This window comes from Streptomyces sp. NPDC005898, assembly GCF_040629635.1.
Taxonomy (GTDB): domain Bacteria; phylum Actinomycetota; class Actinomycetes; order Streptomycetales; family Streptomycetaceae; genus Streptomyces.
This window is the reverse complement of record NZ_JBEXWC010000004.1, coordinates 1-21,348: the sequence shown is the minus strand read 5'-3', so window position 1 is coordinate 21,348 and position 21,348 is coordinate 1. Positions and strand designations below refer to the sequence as shown.

Sequence of the window (21,348 nt, the reverse complement as noted above, 5' to 3'; positions counted from 1 at the left end):
TCACGAGACGACCCCGGCGTCGACCGCCGAGGCGACCTCGCCGGGAAACGGCATGGCGGAGGAACACTCCAGCCGTGAGGCGACGATGGCCCCCGCCGCGTTCGCGTACCGCATGATCCGCTCCAGGTCCCAGCCCGCGAGAAGGCCGTGGCACAGCGCCCCGCCGAACGCGTCGCCGGCGCCGAGTCCGTTGCGGACCTCGACCGGCAGGGGCGGCACTTCGGCGCTCTGCCCCGCGCGGTTCATCGCGAGGACTCCCGCGGGTCCCCGCTTGACGACGGCCAGTTCGACCCCGGCGGCCAGCAACGCCCGTGCCGCCGCGCGGGGTTCGCGCTCTCCCGTGGCGATCTCGACCTCGTCGAGGTTGCCGACGGCGACGGTGGCGTGCGCCAGGGCGGCGGCGTAGTGGGGGCGTGCCGCCGCCGGATCGCTCCAGAACATCGGCCGCCAGTCCAGGTCGAAGACCGTGGTCCCGGCCGACCGGCAGGCCAGCGCGGCCAGCGTCGCCGACCGGCTCGGCTCCTCGCACAGCCCCGTGCCCGTCATCCAGAAGATCCGCGCCGCCGCGATCGCGTCGCGGTCGAGCTCGCCCGCGTGGATCTGGAGGTCGGGGGCCGTGGGCTGCCGGTAGAAGTACAGCGGGAAGTCGTCCGGCGGGAAGACCTCGCAGAACGTCAACGGCGTGGGCAGCCCGGCGACCGCGCGCACGAAGCGGTCGTCGACCCCGAACTCCCGCAGCGCGCGGCGCAGATACGTCCCGAAGGGGTCCTCGCCCGTGCGCGTGACGACGGCGACGCGGCGCCCGAGGCGGGCGGCGGCGACCGCGACGTTGCTGGGCGAGCCGCCGAGGAACTTCCCGAACGCGGTGACGTCGGCGAGGGACACCCCGCTCTGCAGCGGGTAGAGATCGACCCCGATCCGGCCCATGGTGATGACGTCGTACGGATCCGTCACCCTGCACTCCCTCTCGGCTGCCTCGCGGTGGCGCTGCCCCAGGTCTAATGCCGTTCCGGGAACCCTGTCAACATTTTGTCCTTACATTCGGACCACTGCTTGACACCTTTCCGGGGCGGCCCGAGGCTGGCGGCCATGACGACGCTGTCTCGCATCCGGATCGGTTCGGCGCCCGACTCGTGGGGCGTGTGGTTCCCCGCGGACCCGGCCCAGGTGCCCTGGCGCCGCTTCCTCGACGAGGTCGCCGCCTGCGGGTACGAGTGGATCGAGCTGGGCCCGTACGGCTATCTGCCCACCGATCCGGCCGAGCTGGCGGACGAGACGGCCCGGCGCGGCCTGCGGGTCTCCGCGGGCACGGTCTTCACGGGCCTGCACCACGGCCCCGCCGTCTGGGAGAAGACCTGGGCGCACGTCGCCGACATCGCCGCGCTCACCCGCGCCCTGGGCGCCGAGCACCTCGTCGTCATCCCGTCGTTCTGGCGCGACGACAAGACGGGCGTGGTCCTGGAGGAGCGGGTCCTGACGCCCGCGCAATGGCGCGATCTGGCCGCCCAGACCGAGCGCCTGGCCCACGAGGTCCGCGAGCGGTACGGCCTGCGGGTCGTCGTGCACCCGCACGCCGACACGCACATCGACACCGAGGAGAACGTCACCCGCTTCCTCGACGCCACCGACCCGGACCTCGTCTCGCTCTGCCTGGACACCGGGCACTACGCCTACTGCGGCGGCGACAGCCTCAAGCTCATCGAGACCTACGGCGAACGCATCGGCTATCTGCACCTCAAGCAGGTCGACCCGGAGATCCTCGCCGGGGTGCGCGCGGACGAGGCGCCGTTCGGGCCCGCGGTGGCGCGCGGGGTGATGTGCGAGCCGCCCGCCGGGGTGCCGGCCCTGGAGCCGGTCCTCGCCGCGGCGCAGCGGCTCGGTGTCGACCTCTTCGCCATCGTGGAGCAGGACATGTACCCGTGCCCCCCGGACAAGCCGCTGCCGATCGCGCGCCGGACGCGGGCCTTCCTGCGGTCGTGCGGCGCGTAGCTCCCGGCGAGGGAGCACCCCCGGCCGCCAGGCGGTGAGCGGGGCGCCGTCAAGACGCCACCCCGGCGCCGGGAGGTCAAGTCCATGCGCCGCTTTCGTCACAAACACCCGCTTCCTGTCACACATGTCTCGTATACGCGGGACTCCTGTCACGGCGGGACCACAAACACTCTGCACTGGTCACTGTGCGTCGTTCACCGGGCACAGGGTGAGTGATCGCCGAGCGCGCCCAGCTCCCCCGTCGGCCTCTCCGGCCGACCTGGGCACGCGCAGGGAGGTGCACCCATGACCGACCGCAGGCTCTGGTCGTACAAGGAGATCGCCGCGCACATCCGGGTCCAGCCCGACACCGTGCGCTCCTACCGCAAGCACGGGCTGCTGCCCGCGCCGGACCACGTGGAGGGGGGCAAGCCGTACTGGTACGCCGACACGGTGCGCGCCTGGGTGGCGGCCCGCCCGGGCAACCGCGGGCGCAGAAGCTGAGGGTGGCGGCCGCGCCGCGTTGATGAATACCCCCTAGGGGTATAGTGTGATGTGTGTCGAGGGGGTCCTGGGCATTCCGGGACCCCCACGCACGTGACGACGCATATCCATACATCCGTACCCCACGCCCCGAGGAGAACGACATGAGCGCCCAGACCGAGCTCCCGCAGGCCGCGTCCGAGACGACCGGCTCCTGCTGCTCCCCCAGCGGTTCCTGCCACTCCGCCGGCGCCGCCGAGACCCCGCAGGACGCCGTCACCACCGTGTACGAGGTGACGGGCATGACCTGCGGCCACTGCGAGGGCGCCGTCTCCGCCGAGATCTCCGGGCTCGCGGGCGTCCGCTCCGTCCAGGCGGTGGCCGCCACCGGCCAGGTCACCGTGGTCTCCGAGGCCCCGCTGGACGAGGCCGAGGTGCGCGCCGCGGTGGACGAGGCGGGCTACGAACTGGCCGGCGTCAAGGCCTGAGACCCCGGCGACCCCCGGGCCCCGTGGCGCCGACACCGGCACCACGGGGCCCGCCGCCGTGCCACCGGCCCACAAGGAGTACGAAGGAGTCATGACCGAAGTCTCCGAAGTCGAACTCGCCGTCGGCGGAATGACCTGCGCCTCCTGCTCGTCCCGCATCGAGAAGAAGCTGAACCGCCTGGAGGGCGTGACCGCGACGGTCAACCTCGCCACGGAGAAGGCGAAGGTCGCCTACGCCGACGGGGTCGAGGTCGCCCAGCTGATCGCCCTGGTCGAGAAGCTGGGATACACGGCACGGGAGATCGTCCCGCCCCCGCCGGAACCCGCCGCGGACCACGCCCCCGACCCGGGCACCGCCGACGTCACCGCACCCGACACCCTGCGGCAGCGCCTGGTCGTCTGCGCCCTGCTGTCCCTGCCCGTCGTGCTCCTGGCGATGGTCCCCACCCTCCAGTTCGACAACTGGCAGTGGCTCTCCCTCACCCTCGCCGCGCCCGTCGTCGTCTGGGGCGGCCTGCCCTTCCACCGCGCGGCGCTCACCAACCTGCGGCACGGCGCCGCGACCATGGACACCCTCGTCTCGGTCGGCACGCTCGCCGCCTTCGGCTGGTCGCTGTGGGCGCTCTTCCTCGGGGACGCCGGGATGCCCGGGATGCGGCACGGCTTCGACCTGACGGCCTCGCCGGGCGACGGGGCAGCGACGATCTACCTGGAGGTCGCCTCCGGGGTCGTCACGTTCATCCTGCTGGGCCGCTGGCTGGAGGCCCGCTCCAAGCGGCGGGCGGGCTCGGCCCTGCGCGCCCTGCTCGAACTGGGCGCCAAGGACGTCACCGTGCTGCGCGACGGCAGCACGGAGGAGCGGATCCCGGTCGGCCGGCTGACCGTCGGGGACCGTTTCGTCGTACGGCCCGGGGAGCGGGTCGCCACCGACGGCACCGTCGTCGAAGGGGCCTCCGCGCTGGACGCCTCGACGCTGACCGGCGAGTCCGTACCCGTCGACGTGGGGGTGGGCGACACCGTCACCGGGGCGACCGTGAACACCTCCGGGCGCCTGGTCGTACGGGCCACCCGCGTCGGCTCCGACACCCAGCTGGCCCGCATGGCGCGGCTGGTGGAGGACGCCCAGACCGGCAAGGCCCAGGTACAGCGCCTCGCCGACCGCGTCGCCGCCGTCTTCGTACCCGTGGTGCTGCTCATCGCGGCGGCCACCCTCGGCGGCCGGCTCGGCGCCACGGGCGACGCGACCGCCGCGTTCACCGCCGCCGTCGCCGTGCTGATCATCGCCTGCCCGTGCGCGCTGGGCCTCGCCACGCCGACCGCCCTGATGGTGGGCACCGGGCGGGGCGCCCAGCTCGGCATCCTCATCAAGGGCCCCGAGGTCCTGGAGTCCACGCGCCGCGTCGACACCGTCGTCCTGGACAAGACGGGCACGGTGACCACGGGCCGCATGGAGATGGTGGACGCGCACGCCGTCGGCGACACGGACGAGAAGCAGTTGCTGCGCCTGGCGGGCGCCCTGGAGCACGCCTCCGAGCACCCGGTCGCCCGCGCCGTGGCGGCGGGCGCCGCCGACCGGCTCGACGTGCGCGGCGGTGAACTGCCCGCGCCGGAGCGGTTCGAGGGCGTCGCCGGGGCCGGGGTGCGCGGGACGGTGGACGGGCACGACGTCCTGGCCGGGCGCGAGCGGCTCCTCGCGGACGCGGGCGTCACCGGCCTGGACGCGCTGACCGTGCTGAGAAAAGAGGCGGAGGCGGCGGGTCGTACGGCCGTGCTGGTCGCCTGGGACGGTGTCGCACGCGGGGTGATCACGGTCGCCGACGCCGTCAAGGGGACCAGCGCCGAGGCGGTGCGCGAGCTGCGGGCGCTCGGCCTGACGCCGGTGCTGCTGACCGGCGACAACAAGGCCGTCGCCCACGCGGTCGCGGACGCGGTGGGCATCCCCGCCGACGCCGTGTACGCGGAGGTCATGCCCCGGGACAAGGCCGACGTCGTGGCGAGGCTGCGCGCCGAGGGCCGGGTCGTGGCGATGGTCGGGGACGGGGTGAACGACGCGGCGGCGCTCGCCACCGCCGACCTCGGCCTCGCGATGGGCACCGGCACGGACGCGGCGATCGAGGCGAGCGACCTGACGCTGACGCGCGGGGACCTGCGGGTCGCGGCCGACGCCATCAGGCTCTCCCGCAAGACGCTCGCCACCATCAAGGGCAACCTCTGCTGGGCCTTCGGCTACAACGTCGCCGCGCTGCCGCTCGCTGCGGCCGGGCTCCTTAACCCGATGATCGCCGGCGCCGCGATGGCGTTCTCGTCGGTCTTCGTGGTCACCAACAGCCTTCGGCTGCGGACGTTCTCATAACCCCTTCACAGGACCGTTTCAGCATCCTCACGGACCTCCCGAGATCCCCATATCGGGGCCCTTGCGCAGGTACGGGACATATGCAGGAGACGCAGATCACAGAGATGGGGACGTAACCATCTGGGGGGGTCGCGAGTCTAATGGGACGATGCCAGAAGACGTCTTGGGGGACGTCATCTGCCATCAGGGGACATCTTGGGGGATGCTCCCTGGAACTGCGTTGCCGGGGCACGTGCACCGGGGAGCTTGAGCGGCCCTCCCGTGCGTACGCGTCCCGGCACGGCGCAGGGCGACCACAGACCCCCGGCCGGATCCCGTGGGGGGAATCCGTACCGGGAAAAAGGGAAGCGCCCCGACCGTCGACCCGTGGGGGGATCGACGGCGGGGCGCTTTCCGCTGTGCGGGGAGGGTCAGCGGCCCTCGACCGGGACGAAGTCCCGCAGCACCTCGCCGGTGTAGATCTGGCGCGGGCGGCCGATGCGCGAACCCGGCTCCTTGATCATCTCGTGCCACTGGGCGATCCAGCCCGGCAGGCGTCCGAGCGCGAACAGCACGGTGAACATCTCGGTCGGGAAGCCCATGGCCCGGTAGATCAGACCGGTGTAGAAGTCCACGTTGGGGTAGAGCTTGCGCTCGACGAAGTAGTCGTCGGCCAGCGCGTGCTCCTCCAGCTTCAGCGCGATGTCGAGCAGCTCGTCGGACTTGCCGAGCGCCGAGAGGACGTCGTGCGCCGCCGCCTTGATGATCTTCGCCCGGGGGTCGAAGTTCTTGTAGACGCGGTGCCCGAAGCCCATGAGCTTCACGCCGTCTTCCTTGTTCTTCACCTTGCGGATGAAGGTGTCGACGTCGCCGCCGGAGGCCTGGATGCCTTCCAGCATCTCCAGGACCGACTGGTTGGCGCCGCCGTGCAGCGGGCCCCACAGGGCCGAGATGCCGGCCGAGATCGAGGCGAACATGTTCGCCTGCGAGGAGCCGACCAGACGCACGGTGGAGGTCGAACAGTTCTGCTCGTGGTCCGCGTGCAGGATCAGGAGCTTGTCGAGCGCGGCGACCACGACCGGGTCCAGCTCGTACTCGGCGGCGGGCACCGAGAAGGTCATGCGCAGGAAGTTCTCGACGTAGCCGAGGTCGTTGCGCGGGTAGACCACCGGGTGGCCCTGCGACTTCTTGTAGGCGTACGCGGCGATCGTCGGCAGCTTGGCGAGCAGGCGGATCGTCGAGAGGTGACGCTGCTTCTCGTCGAAGGGGTTGTGGCTGTCCTGGTAGAACGTGGACAGCGCGCTCACCACGGACGACAGCATGGCCATCGGGTGGGCATCGCGCGGGAAGCCGTCGTAGAAGCGCTTGACGTCCTCGTGCAGCAGGGTGTGCTGCGTGATCTCGTTCTTGAAGCTCGCCAGCTCGTCGACCTTCGGCAGCTCGCCGTTGATCAGCAGGTACGCCACCTCGGTGAAGGTGGAGCGCTCGGCCAGCTGCTCGATCGGGTAGCCGCGGTACCGGAGGATGCCCTGCTCGCCGTCGAGATAGGTGATGGCGGATTTATAGGCGGCGGTATTGCCATAGCCGCTGTCCAGGGTCACCAGACCGGTCTGGGCGCGGAGCTTGCCGATGTCGAAGCCCTTGTCACCGACGGTCGAATCGATCACCGGGTAGGTGTACTCGCCATCGCCGTACCGCAGTACTACAGCGTTGTTACCGTTCTCGCTCACGTCATCCCTCACCGACGTTGTGCCTCTTCTTCGAGGTGCCCTGACTGTCTCTACCATCCCCCATTTGGCCCTGGAGAGTGCACTCGGGGTCGACCATTGGGCCTATTGGCGGCACTCAGTGCCGCCAACCTGCTCATCCTGCCCCCTTCGCCCGGGTTGTGGAAGTGCTGTGTGACGTTTCCGACTCGTTTGATCGATCAAAACGCCGATCGGGCCTCTCCACGGCGTCCCGCGAGCCGGAAATCCAGCGCCGTGCAGCGCCTGCCCGCGGAGACCGTGCGGACAGCCTGCCCCAGAGCCTTGCGCGATCCGACGAGGACCACCAGCTTCTTGGCGCGTGTCACCGCGGTGTAGAGGAGGTTGCGCTGCAGCATCATCCAGGCGCCGGTGGTGACCGGGATCACGACGGCCGGGTACTCGCTGCCCTGGGAGCGGTGGATCGTCACGGCGTACGCGTGGGCCAGCTCGTCCAGTTCGTCGAAGTCGTAGGGGATCTCCTCGTCCTCGTCGGTGAGGACCGTCAGCCGCTGCTCGTCGGCGTCCAGGGCGGTGACGACGCCGACCGTGCCGTTGAAGACGCCGTTCTTCCCCTTCTCGTAGTTGTTGCGGATCTGCGTGACCTTGTCGCCGACGCGGAAGACCCGCCCGCCGAACCGCTTCTCGGGCAGGTCGGGGCGGGCGGGCGTGATGGCCTGCTGGAGGAGGCCGTTGAGGTTGCCCGCGCCCGCGGGGCCGCGGTGCATGGGCGCGAGGACCTGGACGTCGCGGCGCGGGTCGAGGCCGAACTTGCGGGGGATGCGGTGGGCGGCGACGTCCACCGTGACGCGGCCCGCGTCCTCGGTCTCCTCCTCCACGAAGAGGAAGAAGTCCTTCATGCCCTGGGTGAGGGGCGGCACACCGGAGTTGATGCGGTGGGCGTTGGTGACCACGCCCGACTCCTGGGCCTGCCGGAAGATGCGGGTGAGGCGCACGGCGGGGACCGGGCTGTCCTCGCTCAGCATGTCCCGCAGCACCTCGCCCGCGCCGACGCTCGGCAACTGGTCCACGTCGCCCACGAACAGCAGGTGGGCGCCCGGGGGTACGGCCTTGACCAGTTTGTTGGCGAGCAGCAGGTCGAGCATCGAGGCCTCGTCCACCACGACCAGGTCGGCGTCGAGCGGCCGCTCCCTGTCGTACGCCGCGTCGCCCCCCGGTTTCAGTTCGAGCAGGCGGTGGACCGTGGAGGCCTCCGCGCCCGTGAGTTCGGCCAGGCGCTTGGCGGCACGGCCGGTGGGGGCGGCGAGGACCACCTTGGCCTTCTTCGCGCGGGCCAGCTCGACGATGGAGCGGACCGTGAAGGACTTGCCGCAGCCGGGGCCGCCGGTCAGGACGGCGACCTTGCGGGTCAGCGCGAGCCGCACCGCCTCCTCCTGCTCGGGCGCGAGCCGGGCCCCCGTGCGGTCCACGAGCCAGGCGAGGGCCTTGTCCCAGGCGACGTCCCGGAAGGCGGGCATCCGGTCCTCGGGGGTGGTCAGGAGCCGGGAGAGCTGGGCGGCCAGGGAGACTTCGGCCCGGTGGAAGGGGACGAGGTAGACGGCGGTGATGTCGTCGCCGCCGGCCGGGTCGGGCAGGGTCTCGCGGACGACGCCCTCCTCCTCCCCCGCCAGCTCCGCGAGGCAGTCGATGACCAGGCCCGTGTCGACCTGGAGCAGCTTCACCGCGTCGGCGATGAGCCGCTCCTGAGGCAGGTAGCAGTTGCCCTGGTCGGTGGATTGCGAAAGGGCGTACTGGAGGCCGGCCTTGACGCGCTCGGGGCTGTCGTGCGGGATGCCGACGGCCTGGGCGATGCGGTCGGCGGTGAGGAAGCCGATGCCCCACACGTCGGCGGCGAGGCGGTACGGCTCGTTCTTCACCACGGAGATCGACGCGTCGGCGTACTTCTTGTAGATGCGCACGGCGATGGAGGTGGAGACGCCGACTCCCTGGAGGAAGACCATGACCTCCTTGATGGCCTTCTGCTCCTCCCAGGCGGCGGCGATCATCTTCGTCCGCTTGGGGCCGAGACCGGGCACCTCCACGAGCCGCTTCGGCTCGGTCTCGATGACGTCGAGGGTGTCCACGCCGAAGTGGGTGGTGATCCGGTCGGCCATCACGGGGCCGATGCCCTTGATGAGGCCGGAGCCGAGATAGCGGCGGATGCCCTGGATGGTGGCGGGCAGCACCGTCGTGTAGTTCTCGACCGTGAACTGCTTGCCGTACTGCGGATGGGAGCCCCAGCGGCCCTGCATGCGCAGGCTCTCGCCGACCTGCGCGCCGAGCAGCGAGCCGACGACGGTGAGCAGGTCGCCGGCGCCGCGGCCGGTGTCGACGCGCGCGACCGTGTAACCGGTCTCCTCATTGGCGTACGTGATGCGTTCGAGGACGCCTTCTAGCACCGCCGTCGCCGCGGCTGGACTCGACATGCCCCGACGCTACCGTCCGCCACTGACACCGGGACGCCCGAAGGGGCCCGATCCGCTGGACCGGGCCCCTTCGGCTCTCCCCCCGTCAGAACTCCGTGATCCCCCCGAATCCCCCGGATCCCCCCAGATCCTGGTCCCCCTTCAGAGCCCTGACGCCATGTACGACACGCGTCGTGGCCGAAGGGTTGCACGGCGTCGCCGAGGAATTTTTCGCCGGGCCCCCGGGTGCCGACGGAGCGGGGCGGACGTAGCGTGTGGGTGACGCATGACCGATGATTTCCCGGCGTACGGCTCCTTGGAGGGAAGATGTTCGGCGTCCTCGCGAAGATGAGCAGGCCGATGGCCAGGGCGGTCGCCAAGAAGACCGGCATTCCGGAGAAGACGGTCACCCGCGGCATCGAGGTGTTCGTCCCCGTGGTGCTGACGATGGTCTCCAAGCGGGCCCGCAAGAAGAAGTGACCGGGCCGGGGCGCGCGGCACGCGTGCGTGGGAGGCGAACCGCGGCACCGGCGCGGCTCACGCGTGCGGAGGCGTACCGGTTCCGGCACGGGTGCGTGCCTTGTGGCGGTCCGGCGCGCGTCCCGCATGCGTACGGACGGGTCACCGCACGGCTCACGCGTGCGTGCGGAAGCGCTGTGCCGTCTCCCGCAGCACCTCTCCCCCGTCGCGCGCCCACAGGGCCTCGTTGAAGATCTCGACCTCGACGGGGCCGTCGTACCCGGCGGCCTCCACGAATGCGCGCAGGGCACGGAAGTCGACACTGCCCTCGCCCAGTTGCCCGCGCCCGAGCAGGACGCCTGCCGGCAACGGCGTGATCCAGTCGGCCAGTTGGAAGCAGTGCAGCCGGCCGCCCGCCCCCGCCCGGGCGATCTGCGCGGGCGCCTGGTCGTCCCACCAGACGTGGTACGTGTCCACGACCACGCCCACCTGGTGCGCGGGGAAGCGTTCCGCGAGGTCGAGGGCCTGCCCCAGGGTGGAGACCACGCAGCGGTCGGCGGCGAACATCGGGTGCAGCGGCTCGACGGCCAGCCGCACGCCCCGCTCCTCGGCCCAGGGGCCGAGGACCGCGAGGGCGTCGGCGACGCGCTCCCGGACGCCCGCCAGGTCGCGGCTGCCGGGCGGCAGGCCGCCCGAGACCAGGACCAGCGTGTCGGTGCCGAGCGTCGCCGCCTCTTCGATCGCCGCGCGGTTGTCGTCCAGGGCACGCGCGCGTGCCGTCCGGCCGGGGTCCGTGAGGAAACCGCCCCGGCACAGGCTGGTGACCGTCAGGCCCGACTCGCGCAGGAGCCGGGCGGTGCGCTCCACCCCGTACTCCTGGACCGGGGCACGCCACAGGCCGACGGCCCCGATGCCCTCCTTGGCGCAGCCCTCGGCGAGTTCGGGCAAGGAGAGCTGTCTGACCGTCTCCTGGTTGATGCTCAGCCGCGAGAGCGGCAGAGGTGACACGGGCGGCGGGAACGGCGGGGTGCTCATTGCGGTACTCCATGGACGGTCAGCAGCGAGCGCATCCGGGACGCCGCCAGGGACGGGTCGGGGAACAGGCCGAGCCCGTCGGCCAGTTCGTACGCGCGTGCCAGATGCGGGAGCGAACGGGCCGACTGGAGGCCGCCCACCATCGTGAAGTGTGTCTGGTGCCCGGCCAGCCAGGCGAGGAAGACCACGCCGGTCTTGTAGTAGCGGGTGGGGGCCCCGAACAGGTGGCGGGACAGCTCGACGGTGGGGTCGAGGAGCGCGCGGAAGGCTTTCGCGTCGCCGGTGTCCAAGGCGCGCACGGCCTCGGCGGCGAGCGGCCCGAGCGGGTCGAGGACGCCGAGCAGCGCGTGGCTGAAGCCGTGGTCGTCGCCCGCGATCAGCTCGGGGTAGTGGAAGTCGTCGCCGGTGTAGCAGCGCACGCCGCGCGGCAGGCGGCGGCGCAAGGAGATCTCGCGGTCCGCGTCCAGGAGCGAGACCTTGATGCCGTCGACCTTGTCGGGGTGGGCGGCGACGACCTCCAGGAAGGTGTCGGTCGCCGCGTCCAGGTCGGCCGAGCCCCAGTAGCCCTCCAGAGCGGGGTCGAACATGGGGCCCAGCCAGTGCAGGATCACCGGGTCGCGGGCCTGCCGCAGCAGGTGGCCGTACGTCTCCAGATAGTCGTCCGGCGAGGTGGCCGCGGCGGCCAGCGCGCGCGAGGCCATCAGGATCGCCTGGGCGCCCGCCTCCTCGGCGACGGCGAGCTGCTCCTCGTAGGCCTGTCCGACCCGCGTGAGGCTCGCGGGGAGGGTCAGCTGGTCGGTGCCGACGCCGCACGCGACGCGGCCGCCGGCCGCCTTCGCCTCGGCGGCCGAGCGGCGGATGAGTTCGGCGGCGCCCGCCCAGTCCAGGCCCATGCCGCGCTGGGCGGTGTCCATGGCCTCGGCGACGCCCAGGCCGTGCGACCACAGGTGGCGGCGGAAGGCGAGCGTGGCGTCCCAGTCGACGGCGGCGGGGCCGTCCGGGGAGACGTCCGCGCGGGGGTCGGCGACGACGTGCGCGGCGGCGAAGACGGTGCGCGAGGTGAACGGGGGCCCGCCGTCCCGCGTCCGGTGGGGCTCGGCGCGCGGGCGGTACGCGCGCGTGCCGCCTCCCTCGGCGGGGAGCAGGACGGTGTCCGCCGTGCGGGGGGCGCTCACAGCTCGATCTCCGGTACGTCCAGACGGCGGCCCTGCGCGCAGGACCTCAGGCCCAGTTCGGCGAGCTGGACGCCGCGCGCGCCGGCCAGCAGGTCCCAGCGGTAGGGCGCGTCGGCGTACACGTGCTTGAGGAACAGCTCCCACTGGGCCTTGAAGCCGTTGTCGAACGTGTCGTTGTCGGGCACTTCCTGCCACTGGTCGCGGAAGGAGTGCCCGGCGGGCAGGTCGGGGTTCCACACGGGCTTCGGGGTCGCGGCGCGGTGTTGTGTGCGGCAGTCGCGCAGGCCCGCGACGGCCGAGCCCTCGGTGCCGTCCACCTGGAACTCCACCAGCTCGTCGCGGTTGACCCGCACCGCCCAGGAGGAGTTGATCTGCGCGACGACGCCGCCCTCCAGCTCGAAGACGCCGTACGCGGCGTCGTCGGCGGTGGCGTCGTAGGGCTTGCCGTGCTCGTCCCAGCGCTGCGGGATGTGCGTGGCGGTCAGCGCCTGGACGGTGCGTACGCGGCCGAACAGCTCGTGCAGGACGTACTCCCAGTGCGGGAACATGTCGACGACGATGCCGCCGCCGTCCTCGGCGCGGTAGTTCCAGGAGGGGCGCTGGGCCGCCTGCCAGTCGCCCTCGAAGACCCAGTAGCCGAACTCGCCGCGCACGGACAGGACGCGGCCGAAGAAGCCGCCGTCGACGAGCCGCTTCAGCTTGCGCAGGCCCGGCAGGAAGAGCTTGTCCTGGACGACGCCGTGCTTCACGCCGGCGTCCCTGGCCAGCCGCGCGAGCGCGAGGGCGGCGTCCAGGCCGGTGGCGGTCGGCTTCTCGGTGTAGATGTGCTTCTTGGCGGCGATGGCCTTCTTGAGGGCGTCCTCGCGGGCGGAGGTGACCTGCGCGTCGAAGTAGATGTCGACGGTGGGGTCGGCGAGGACCGCGTCGAGGTCGGTCGTGAAGTGCTCCAGGCCGTGCCGCTCGGCGAGTGCGCGCAGCGCGTGCTCCCTGCGGCCCACCAGGACGGGCTCGGGCCACAGCACGGTGCCGTCGCCGAGGTCGAGGCCGCCCTGTTCGCGCAGGGCCAGGATCGAGCGGACGAGGTGCTGGCGGTGGCCCATGCGTCCGGTGACGCCGTTCATGGCGATACGCACCGTCTTGCGTGTCACGAGAGTTCCTCCGTAAACGGGCGGCAAGCGCTCTCCGACCTCGTAGCAAGCGCTTTCTATCGGATAAGAAGCTAGCCTGCCGCACAAGGTTCGGACAAGGGCGCCGGACCAGGGCCGTGACCGGAGGACGACGAGATGACCGTGACCCTGGCGGACGTGGCGGCACGCGCGCAGGTCTCCCCCGCCACCGTCTCCCGCGTACTGAACGGCAACTACCCCGTGGCGGCCGCCACCCGCGAGCGCGTCCTGCGCGCCGTGAACGAGCTCGACTACGTCCTGAACGGCCCCGCCAGCTCCCTCGCGGCGGCCACCTCGGACCTGGTCGGCATCCTCGTCAACGACATCGCCGACCCCTTCTTCGGGATCATCGCGAGCGCCGTGCAGTCCGAGATCGGCGGGCCCGGCGGGCGGGCGGGCGGCGAGCGGATGGCCGTGGTCTGCAACACCGGCGGCTCCCCGGAGCGCGAACTGACCTATCTCACGCTGCTCCAGCGCCAGCGCGCCGCCGCGGTGGTGCTCACCGGCGGCGCGGTCGAGGACCCCGCGCACATGGCCGCGACGGCCGGGAAGCTGCGGCGGCTCACGGAGGCGGGCACGCGGGTCGTGCTGTGCGGGCGGCCGCCGGTGCCGGGGGCGGACGCGGTGGCGCTCACCTTCGACAACCGCGGGGGCGGCCGGCAGCTCACCGAGCACCTGCTCGGGCTCGGGCACCGGCGGGTCGGATACGTCGCGGGCCCACCGGAGCGCACCACCACCCGGCACCGGCTGGAAGGACACCGGGCGGCTCTCGCCGCGTACGGCGTCGCGGACGATCCCGCGCTGACCGTGCACGGCCCCTACGACCGCCGCTCCGGTTACGACGCCACCGTCGAACTCCTGCGGCGCGCCCCCGAGTTGACGGCCGTGGTCGCCGCCAACGACACGGTGGCGCTCGGCGCCTGCGCGGCGCTGCGGGACAAGGGGCTGCACATTCCGGGCGACGTCTCGGTGGCGGGCTTCGACGACCTGCCGTTCAGCGTCGACGCGGTGCCCGCCCTGACGACGGTGCGGCTGCCGCTGCACGAGGCGGGGGCGCGGGCGGGCCGCGTCGCGATGGGCAAGGAGGCGGCGCCGCCGGGGGGCGTGGCGGCGGTGCGCGGGGAGCTGATGGTGCGGGGGTCCACGGCGGCGCCGGTCCGGGGGTAGGGGGGCCGCCCTCCCGGTCCCTCGCTTCGACGTCCGTACGGGGGGCTTCTGGGGTCCGGGCGAGGGGGCTTCTGGGGTCCAGGCGAGAGGGCTTCTGGGGTCCAGGGGCGTGCCTGGGTCGGTGGGCCCGTGCGTGCTTGTGCCGGTGGGGCGTGCGTGCCTGGGTCGGTGGGCCCGTGCGTGCTTGTGCCGGTGGGGCGTGCGTGCCTGGGCCGGTGGGGCGTGCGTGCCTGGGCCGGTGGGCCCGTGCGTGCCTGGGCCGGTGGGGCGTGTGTGCCTGGGCCGGTGGCCTGTGTGTGCCTGGGCCGGTAGGCCCGTGCGTGCCTGGGCCGGAGGGCCCGTGCGTGCCTGGGCCGGTGGGGCGTGTGTGCCTGGGCCGGTGGGCGCGCGCGTGCTTGTGCCGGTGGGCCCATGCGTGCCTGGGCCGGAGGGCCGTGCGTGTCTGGGCCGGTGGGCCGTGCCTGCCTGTGCCAGGCACGTGCCCGGTGCTCAGCCCGTACGCGTGCCCCCGTTCATGCGCCCGCGCTCGTCAGTGCGCCCAGCGTCCGCACGCCCTCGGTGATGTGGGGCGGGGGGCTGGCCGCGTAGCCGAGGACCAGGCCCGGGGGGTGCGGGAGCTGGGTGTGCCAGGACAGGGGGTGGGTCTTGACGCCGTGGGCGAGGGCGGCGGCGGCCAGGGCGGTGTCGGGACCGGCGTACGTCCTCTCGTCCAGGGTGATCATCAGGTGCAGCCCCGCCGCGGCACCGTGCACGACCGCCCCCGGCAGGTGCGCGCGGATCGCCGCGATCATCGCGTCCCTGCGCCTGCGGTGGTGCCTGCGGATGAGCCGCAGATGGCGTTCCAGGTCGCCGGACTCCATGAGGTGGGCGAGGACGAGCTGCGGCAGGGCCGCGTTGCCGAGGTCGGTCAGGCGCTTGGCGTCCACCAGCGCCGCCCGGTACGCGGGCGGGGCCAGCAGCCAACCCAGGCGCAGGGCGGGCGCGAGGAGCTTGGAGACGCTGCCCGCGTAGCAGACGTGCTCGGGGAGCAGCGCGCGCAGGGCGGGGACGGCGGGGCGGTCGTAGCGGTGTTCGGCGTCGTAGTCGTCCTCGATGACGAGGCCGCCGTCGCGGGCCCAGTCCATCAGCTCGCGCCTGCGCCCGCCGCCGAGGATGACCCCGGTGGGGAACTGGTGCGCGGGCGTCAGCAGCACGGCGGGGGCGCCGGTGGCGCGCAGCGCGTCGACGCGGACGCCGTGGGCGTCGACCGGGACGGGCGGGGTGGCGAGCGGGCGCAGGTGCTGGCGGACGCCGAGGGAGCCGGGCTCCTCGACCGCGATCTCGCGGATGCCCTCGGCGCCCAGTACGTCGACGAGCAGCCGCAGTGCCTGGGCGGTGCCGTTGACGATCAGTACGTCGTCCGGGTCGGCCCGGATCCCGCGGTTGCGGGAGAGCCAGCGGGCGACGGCGGTGCGCAGTGCCGGGGTGCCGCGCGGGTCCCCGTACCCGAAGTCCGAGGGGGTCAGGCCCGCGAGCACGGAGCGCTCGGCGCGCAGCCAGGCCGCGCGCGGGAAGGCGGCGAGGTCGGGCAGGCCGGGCGACAGGTCGATGCGGGCGGGCGCGGTGCGGATGGCGTCGAAGACGCCGAGGTCGGGCGGGGCGGCGAAGGGGCCCTCCTGCCGAGCCGGTCGCCGTGTGCCGGGGGCGGGCCGGGGGGCCGGGCGGGAGGGCGGGGGCACGGCGACGACGACGGTGCCGGCGCGGCCCCGCCCGGCGACGTGCCCGTCCTCGGTGAGCCGCCGGTAGGCGTCGGTGACGACGCCGCGGGAGACGCCGAGTTCGTCGGCGAGGGTGCGGGTGGCGGGGAGCCGGCTGCCGGTGGTGAGGCGACCGTCGGCGATGGCCGCCCGGATCTGCCGCGCCAGCCAGTCGCCGAGGCCGCCTCTGGGGGCGTCGCGGGGGTCCAGCTGGAGGAAGTCGGACGTGGGCCGGGCGGTTGGGCCTTCGCGGGGGGCGGGGCCTTCGCCGGGGACGGGGCCTTCGCCGGGGGCGGGGCCTTCGCCGGGGGCGGGGCGGGGCGGGTCTGAGGGGGTGGTGTCGGCGCCTGGCTTTGAGGTGTCGGCGTCCGGCTTTGCGGTGTCGGCGTCCGGCTTTGAGGTGTCGGCGTCCGGCTTTGAGGTGTCGGCACCCGGCGTTGAGGCGTCGGCGTCCGGCCTGGAGGTCTCGGTGTCCGGCTTTGAGGTGTCGGCGCCCGACCTGGAGGTGTCGCCGTCCGACCGTGACGTGCCGGCGTCCGGCCCTGCCGTGTCGGTGTCCGACCCTGCCGTGTCGTCATCCCGGTATATGGACCGGTCGGGAGGCGATCCATTGGACCTGTTCATGGATCCATTGTGGCGACAGGGTCGAGGCATGGAATTTCTGCTGACCTCACTCGTCGTCTGCGTCACGCCCGGCACCGGCGCGCTGTTCACGATCGCGGCGGGCCTGTCCCGGGGCACGCGGGCCGCGGTGATCGCGGCCGTCGGCTGCACGCTGGGTGTCGTCCCGCACATGGTGGCGGCGATCACCGGCCTCGCCGCGCTCCTGAACGCCAGCGCGGTCGCCTTCCAGACGCTCAAGTACCTGGGCGTGGCCTACCTGCTGTACATGGCGTGGAGCACCCTGCGGGACAAGAGCGACCTCACCGCCGAGCGGGAGGCCGAGCCGCGCTCGGCGGGCCGCACGATCCTCACGGGCGTACTGATCAACATCCTCAACCCCAAGCTGACCCTGTTCTTCTTCGCGTTCCTGCCGCAGTTCGTGGACCCCGGCGAGCCGTATGCCTTCGTGCGCATGACCGAGCTGAGCGCGTACTTCATGCTGATCACGTTCGTGGTCTTCGTGGCGTACGGGCGTTTCGCGGCGGCGATGCGGAGCCACGTCATCTCGCGTCCGCGCGTGGTGAGCTGGATGCGCCGTACCTTCGCGGTGACGTTCGCGGCGCTGGGGGCGCGGCTGGCGTTCCTCTGACCCTCGGCGCGCCCGCCCCGGCCCGCCCCGCCGTGTCCGGGACGGGCCGGGGCAGTTGGACCCTCCGGGATAAGGAGGCTCATATGGCGGTCACGGTCATGGACGCACCCAGCGCCTGGGACGTACTGGACGGCGTCACCCTCCCCCGCGGTTACCGCGTCGAGATCACCGACGGGAAGATCATCATGACGCCGCAGGGTGAGTACCGGTGGAAAGTCATTCTTGAGGCGGCCCCGCAGATCAGGCAGCAGCTCGCCGCACGCGGCGACATCCTGTCCGACGTCATGATCGACTTCCCGAGCAGCCAGTACGGCTACGCGCCGGACCTGGCGATCATCGCGCCGGGAGCCCAGCGCAACGGCTGCGGCCGCTTCGAGTGGCACAGCCTTGAGGCGGTCCTGGAGGTCGTCTCGAAGAGCAGCCGGGACAACGACTTCGCGAAGAAGTTCCGCCTGTACGCGGAGTGCGGCATCCCTGTGTACGGAGTGATCGATCCCGAGGCCGGGGTCTGCACGGTGCACCGGCACCCCGCCCGGACGGGGACGTACGCCGACGAGGTGGAGGTGCCGTTCGGTGCGGACTTGCTGCTGCCGCTCGCCGGGCGGGAGATCGCCGTCAGGACGGGCGGGTTTCCGAAGGCCGGCGAGCTGAGCTGAGAGGTGGGCGGGGTTGACCGGGCCCTCTTCCGCCTCCGGGTGGAGGGGGTCCGGCCTCACGCCCCGCCCAATCGTTCGCCGATCAAAGCCCTCACCCGAAATGGGCCCCGCCCATACCCTGACGGTGCCGAGCTGTTCAGAGAGGGGCGAGACCATGCCATCTGATGCACCCCCGAACCTGTACGCCGCCCCGTTGCGCTTCGGCCAACGGGTACAAATCCTCTGCGAACGGCGCCGGATGACGCGCGCTCAGCTCGCCGACTCCATCGGAGTCTCACCGCACGCGCTGCGAAAGATCGATGCCTTGGCGGCGCTCTGGTCACCGCAGTGACAAGAGTTCCTCTCTCGGGCCGTAAAGTTGGAAGACAGGTGCCCGAAATGTCGGTTCACGCGCTAGTGAGCAAAGTTGCCTCCCTGAGCCCATGAACGTGCAGGTCGCGCCCTGTGGTCCCCGCGCATGCGGGGGTGGTCCCTGCGTCACCCTCCGCCCCTTCAAGAGGCGGCTGTGGTCCCCGCGCATGCGGGGGTGGTCCCGGGTCCGACGGCGAGGCCGGCGACAGGGGCGCGGACGTTCCGGCTGGTCCGCCGGGGAGCATGGTCCCGCCGGGAAGCGCGGCCCGGCCGGACCGTCCTGCTCCGACAGCTACAGCCTCCAGGTGCCGGCCGACGACCCGAACGCACTCGCGTGCCGACGCGACGACGCACCCGACCCCGAGACCAACGACCCACCAGCCCCGCAGGCCGCCCTCGACGCGGCCCGTCGCCAGTACCCGTGACACGCTCCCATCCGCCCTCGGGCGGAGGGGGCGCCCTTCGTCATCCTCGAAGTGGGTGCTGACAGCACAACGACCCCGTACCAACGGGGGCCGTTAGGCGTACCGTTCGGAGCGTCGAGTCCTGAACGGAGGCACCAGCATGCCCGAGCCCGAGACAACCGACAGCAGTGCGGTGCCACAACCCACCTTCGGCCAACGCGTCAAGCGCGCACGAACACGCGGTGGCAAGACCCGCGCCTACGTGGCAGACGTGATGGGCCACTCCGAGGAATGGGTGAAAGCCATCGAACGAGGCACCATCGGAATGCCCCGACTGCCAAAATTGCTGCGCCTCGCGCACGTACTTGGCGTAGCGGACATCGCCGAGCTGACCGGCGACGACCGGATCGCAGCGGCCACCTTCACCAAAGCCGAGCACCGCCAACTGCCACTCATCAAGCAGGCGCTGAACAAGTACGAGCTGGCCACCGCCGACCGGCCGGCCGAGCCCGCCGAGGTCCTCGAAGCACGCCTACGGCAGGCATGGAAGCTGTGGCACGCCGCCGACGAGCCCGGAACGGCGCAAGGGCACCGCTCCCGCATCGGCCATTTGCTGCCCGCCCTACTCGCTGACACCCGGCACGCCGCACGCACCCTCGAGGGTGCGGAGCGCCGTCGCGCACTGATGGCACAGGCTCAGGCCTACCACCTGGCGCAGTTGTTCCTTTCCTTTCAGCCGGCCCCCGATCTCGTCATGCTCACCGGCGATCGGGCCATGGCCGCCGCTCAGGATGCCGACAGCCCGATGGCCATGGCTGCCGCAGCCTGGTACGTCAACCACCTCCACCGCGATGCGGGCGAAGCGGCGGAGGCGCGCGTCGAACTGGCCGAGCAGGCCGTGGCTCTACTGCCGAGAGGAGACGACCCCGAGGGCATCGCCCGCCGCGGGTTGCTCTACCTCGCCGTCGCCATCTCCTACGCGAAGACGGGTCAACACGGCGACGCATGGCGGTACTGGGACAAAGCCGATGCCGACGCCCGCAAGCTCGGTGACGACTACGCCCACCCGTGGTTGATCTTCGGGCGCGGCATAGTGGACGGCTACCGGATCACTATGCACAACGACCTCATCCAACCGGTCAAGGCACTTGAAGTTGCAGACGCCCTGAACCTGCGGAGCATCCCGTCCGCCACGCGCCGCTCGTACCACCTCATCGAGACTGCACGAGCCCACGGCTTGCTCGGCGAGAGCGCAGCAGCCGTCTCCTACCTTCAGCGCGCCTACCGCGAATCCACCGAAACCATCCAGTACAACCTGTATACGCGATCGGCGCTGCCCGGTCTGGTGACATCCGGACCGCGTGTAGTCCGTGACGACGCGCGTGATTTGGCACAGGAGTTGGGGGTCCCCGTACCCGCATGATCACGTAAGGGGTAGGAACCGTACCTCCAAGCAAGGGGGGTCGACTCCTACCTCTCAGGCGTCATGATCGCCCCTACGGTCACCGGTGTGAGGCACACCGCGCGACTGTGAAGGGGTCGACATGACCGATACGACGGGGCGAGCCCAGCGCCTGGGGAGAGCCGGTCCTCCGGAGCCGGCGAGTGCCACATCCGATTGGCTGGCTCGCGCTCAACAGGAACCCGAGCAGGCCCGGCGTGAATGGGCGGACACCGGCGTGGCCCTGCTGCCGCTCGGCCGGCGGTTCGAGGCCGCGCGCCTGCCCGCGCGGCTCGTCCTCGCGGCAGTGGGCACGTACGATCCCCTGGAGATCACCGAGCGGCTCACCCGGTTCCTCAACGGCCCCGCCTTCTACGACGGCCGGGCGATAGGCGGCACCTTCGACATCCTGATGCGGACCCATCGGACCGGGCACGTCTGGAAGTACCAGGACGTCGCCCCGCGCCTGGGAGTGGGCAACTATCTCGGCGTACCGAGGATGGACCGCACCAAGCCACCAGGCGCCCACTGGGTGGTGCCCCCACGGTTCCCGGGCGACCTGTGTGAGCCCGCCACCGTCGAGGCCCTCATCGGCTTCGGACTCAGCATCACCCAGGAGGCCGAACTGTGAGCGCGCCACCGAGTAGTCGGGTCACCTGGATCTACGGTCCGGAAGCGGCCGCGTACCTGCTGGAGGGGCGCATTCGTGCCCACCAGGCCGACTGCCCCGGTTGCGGCCCCGGGAAGTGCGAGGAGCGGGCCCGCTTGTGTCGTCCGCCGCCACCTCGATGCCCATCAGCCGCCGGTGGTCCCCGCGCAAGCGGGGGTGGTCCCAGGTGGGTCCTGCACGTGACCGAAGAGCAGATGGTGGTCCCCGCGCATGCGGGGGTGGTCCCGCCGCGTCGACACCCGGCCGGTCGATCGCGTAGTGGTCCCCGCGCATGCGGGGGTGGTCCCGGGTCCGACTGCGAGGTTGGCGCCCGGGGCGCGGACGGCCCGGCTGGTCCGCCGGGGCCGCAGGGCGAGCCGGGCCCAGCTCATCCCGCCGGGGAGCGGGGTCCGGTCGGGGGGGCACGACGGCCCGG

17 protein-coding genes are annotated in these 21,348 nt (G+C 72.1%); 10 read left to right on the top strand and 7 right to left on the bottom strand.

Going from position 1 to position 21,348, the window contains the following annotated elements; translation table 11 throughout:
• Positions 1-927: a 5-dehydro-2-deoxygluconokinase gene (gene iolC, locus ABZ385_RS07470; protein ID WP_358580536.1), complete on the bottom strand. Its 927-nt coding sequence runs from the start codon at positions 925-927 to the stop codon at positions 1-3.
• 162 nt (positions 928-1,089) lie between these two features.
• On the opposite strand from iolC, the gene ABZ385_RS07465 reads away from it, so the two are divergent.
• From ABZ385_RS07465 to ABZ385_RS07450, 4 genes are all read left to right on the top strand, one after another.
• Positions 1,090-1,989 (top strand): sugar phosphate isomerase/epimerase, encoded by a 900-nt coding sequence (locus tag ABZ385_RS07465; RefSeq protein WP_358910318.1) that lies wholly within the window; start codon positions 1,090-1,092, stop codon positions 1,987-1,989.
• A gap of 285 nt (positions 1,990-2,274) precedes the next feature.
• Positions 2,275-2,472 carry a MerR family transcriptional regulator gene (locus ABZ385_RS07460; protein WP_358580507.1) on the top strand — a complete coding sequence of 66 codons (198 nt, stop codon included), beginning with the start codon at positions 2,275-2,277 and terminating at the stop codon, positions 2,470-2,472.
• Positions 2,473-2,615: 143 nt separating this feature from the next.
• The gene (locus ABZ385_RS07455) at positions 2,616-2,939 is read left to right on the top strand and encodes a heavy-metal-associated domain-containing protein (RefSeq protein ID WP_358580509.1); all 324 of its coding nucleotides are present in this window, start codon (positions 2,616-2,618) and stop codon (positions 2,937-2,939) included.
• A 91-nt stretch (positions 2,940-3,030) separates the two neighbouring features.
• Positions 3,031-5,292 (top strand): heavy metal translocating P-type ATPase, encoded by a 2,262-nt coding sequence (locus tag ABZ385_RS07450; protein ID WP_358910316.1) that lies wholly within the window; start codon positions 3,031-3,033, stop codon positions 5,290-5,292.
• Positions 5,293-5,702: 410 nt separating this feature from the next.
• On the opposite strand, the gene ABZ385_RS07445 is transcribed toward ABZ385_RS07450, so the two are convergent.
• Positions 5,703-7,001: a citrate synthase gene (locus ABZ385_RS07445; protein WP_167516009.1), complete on the bottom strand. Its 1,299-nt coding sequence runs from the start codon at positions 6,999-7,001 to the stop codon at positions 5,703-5,705.
• Positions 7,002-7,198: 197 nt separating this feature from the next.
• Complete coding sequence (locus tag ABZ385_RS07440) at positions 7,199-9,442, bottom strand: ATP-dependent RecD-like DNA helicase (protein ID WP_358580514.1); 2,244 nt, start codon at positions 9,440-9,442, stop codon at positions 7,199-7,201.
• 306 nt (positions 9,443-9,748) lie between these two features.
• Between ABZ385_RS07440 and ABZ385_RS07435 the strand changes: the two genes are divergently transcribed.
• Positions 9,749-9,901 carry a hypothetical protein gene (locus ABZ385_RS07435; RefSeq protein WP_358580516.1) on the top strand — a complete coding sequence of 51 codons (153 nt, stop codon included), beginning with the start codon at positions 9,749-9,751 and terminating at the stop codon, positions 9,899-9,901.
• 153 nt (positions 9,902-10,054) lie between these two features.
• Here the strand turns inward: ABZ385_RS07435 and ABZ385_RS07430 are convergent, their stop codons facing one another.
• From ABZ385_RS07430 to ABZ385_RS07420, 3 genes are read right to left on the bottom strand one after another with little or no spacing between them, the layout of a single operon-like run.
• A complete protein-coding gene (locus ABZ385_RS07430; RefSeq protein ID WP_358580519.1) occupies positions 10,055-10,915 on the bottom strand; it encodes a sugar phosphate isomerase/epimerase family protein in 861 nt (286 codons plus the stop codon).
• The gene (locus ABZ385_RS07425) at positions 10,912-12,090 is read right to left on the bottom strand and encodes a dihydrodipicolinate synthase family protein (protein WP_358580521.1); all 1,179 of its coding nucleotides are present in this window, start codon (positions 12,088-12,090) and stop codon (positions 10,912-10,914) included. Before ABZ385_RS07425 ends, ABZ385_RS07430 begins: the two co-directional genes overlap by 4 nt.
• Entirely contained in the window at positions 12,087-13,238 is a 1,152-nt protein-coding gene (locus ABZ385_RS07420) for a Gfo/Idh/MocA family oxidoreductase (RefSeq protein ID WP_358580524.1), read from the bottom strand. The genes ABZ385_RS07425 and ABZ385_RS07420 overlap by 4 nt, the downstream gene beginning before the upstream one ends.
• Before the next feature lie 135 nt (positions 13,239-13,373).
• Here ABZ385_RS07420 and ABZ385_RS07415 point away from each other — a divergent pair, with 135 nt between their 5' ends.
• Positions 13,374-14,423 (top strand): LacI family DNA-binding transcriptional regulator, encoded by a 1,050-nt coding sequence (locus tag ABZ385_RS07415; protein ID WP_358910314.1) that lies wholly within the window; start codon positions 13,374-13,376, stop codon positions 14,421-14,423.
• A 512-nt stretch (positions 14,424-14,935) separates the two neighbouring features.
• Here the strand turns inward: ABZ385_RS07415 and ABZ385_RS07410 are convergent.
• The gene (locus ABZ385_RS07410; protein ID WP_358910312.1) at positions 14,936-16,783 is read right to left on the bottom strand and encodes an aminotransferase class I/II-fold pyridoxal phosphate-dependent enzyme; all 1,848 of its coding nucleotides are present in this window, start codon (positions 16,781-16,783) and stop codon (positions 14,936-14,938) included.
• A gap of 28 nt (positions 16,784-16,811) precedes the next feature.
• Here ABZ385_RS07410 and ABZ385_RS07405 point away from each other — a divergent pair, with 28 nt between their 5' ends.
• The 4 genes from ABZ385_RS07405 to ABZ385_RS07390 all read left to right on the top strand — a co-directional run bounded on the left by ABZ385_RS07405 (position 16,812) and on the right by ABZ385_RS07390 (position 20,894).
• Positions 16,812-17,411, top strand: coding sequence for a LysE family translocator (locus ABZ385_RS07405; protein WP_358910310.1), 600 nt, complete (start codon positions 16,812-16,814; stop codon positions 17,409-17,411).
• An 83-nt stretch (positions 17,412-17,494) separates the two neighbouring features.
• Positions 17,495-18,067: a Uma2 family endonuclease gene (locus ABZ385_RS07400; protein WP_358910308.1), complete on the top strand. Its 573-nt coding sequence runs from the start codon at positions 17,495-17,497 to the stop codon at positions 18,065-18,067.
• A gap of 915 nt (positions 18,068-18,982) precedes the next feature.
• Positions 18,983-20,245: a helix-turn-helix transcriptional regulator gene (locus ABZ385_RS07395; RefSeq protein ID WP_358910306.1), complete on the top strand. Its 1,263-nt coding sequence runs from the start codon at positions 18,983-18,985 to the stop codon at positions 20,243-20,245.
• Positions 20,246-20,501: 256 nt separating this feature from the next.
• Complete coding sequence (locus ABZ385_RS07390) at positions 20,502-20,894, top strand: hypothetical protein (protein ID WP_358585250.1); 393 nt, start codon at positions 20,502-20,504, stop codon at positions 20,892-20,894.
• Positions 20,895-21,348: the final 454 nt, after the last annotated feature.

Coding starts and splice junctions, on each gene's coding strand:
- ABZ385_RS07400 (WP_358910308.1), top strand. CDS start 17,495: ATGGCGGTCACGGTCATGGACGCACCCAGCGCCTGGGACGTACTGGAC.
- ABZ385_RS07450 (WP_358910316.1), top strand. CDS start 3,031: ATGACCGAAGTCTCCGAAGTCGAACTCGCCGTCGGCGGAATGACCTGC.
- ABZ385_RS07460 (WP_358580507.1), top strand. CDS start 2,275: ATGACCGACCGCAGGCTCTGGTCGTACAAGGAGATCGCCGCGCACATC.
- ABZ385_RS07410 (WP_358910312.1), bottom strand. CDS start 16,783: ATGAACAGGTCCAATGGATCGCCTCCCGACCGGTCCATATACCGGGAT.
- ABZ385_RS07455 (WP_358580509.1), top strand. CDS start 2,616: ATGAGCGCCCAGACCGAGCTCCCGCAGGCCGCGTCCGAGACGACCGGC.
- iolC (WP_358580536.1), bottom strand. CDS start 927: ATGGGCCGGATCGGGGTCGATCTCTACCCGCTGCAGAGCGGGGTGTCC.
- ABZ385_RS07405 (WP_358910310.1), top strand. CDS start 16,812: ATGGAATTTCTGCTGACCTCACTCGTCGTCTGCGTCACGCCCGGCACC.
- ABZ385_RS07435 (WP_358580516.1), top strand. CDS start 9,749: ATGTTCGGCGTCCTCGCGAAGATGAGCAGGCCGATGGCCAGGGCGGTC.
- ABZ385_RS07415 (WP_358910314.1), top strand. CDS start 13,374: ATGACCGTGACCCTGGCGGACGTGGCGGCACGCGCGCAGGTCTCCCCC.
- ABZ385_RS07430 (WP_358580519.1), bottom strand. CDS start 10,915: ATGAGCACCCCGCCGTTCCCGCCGCCCGTGTCACCTCTGCCGCTCTCG.
- ABZ385_RS07440 (WP_358580514.1), bottom strand. CDS start 9,442: ATGTCGAGTCCAGCCGCGGCGACGGCGGTGCTAGAAGGCGTCCTCGAA.
- ABZ385_RS07465 (WP_358910318.1), top strand. CDS start 1,090: ATGACGACGCTGTCTCGCATCCGGATCGGTTCGGCGCCCGACTCGTGG.
- ABZ385_RS07395 (WP_358910306.1), top strand. CDS start 18,983: ATGCCCGAGCCCGAGACAACCGACAGCAGTGCGGTGCCACAACCCACC.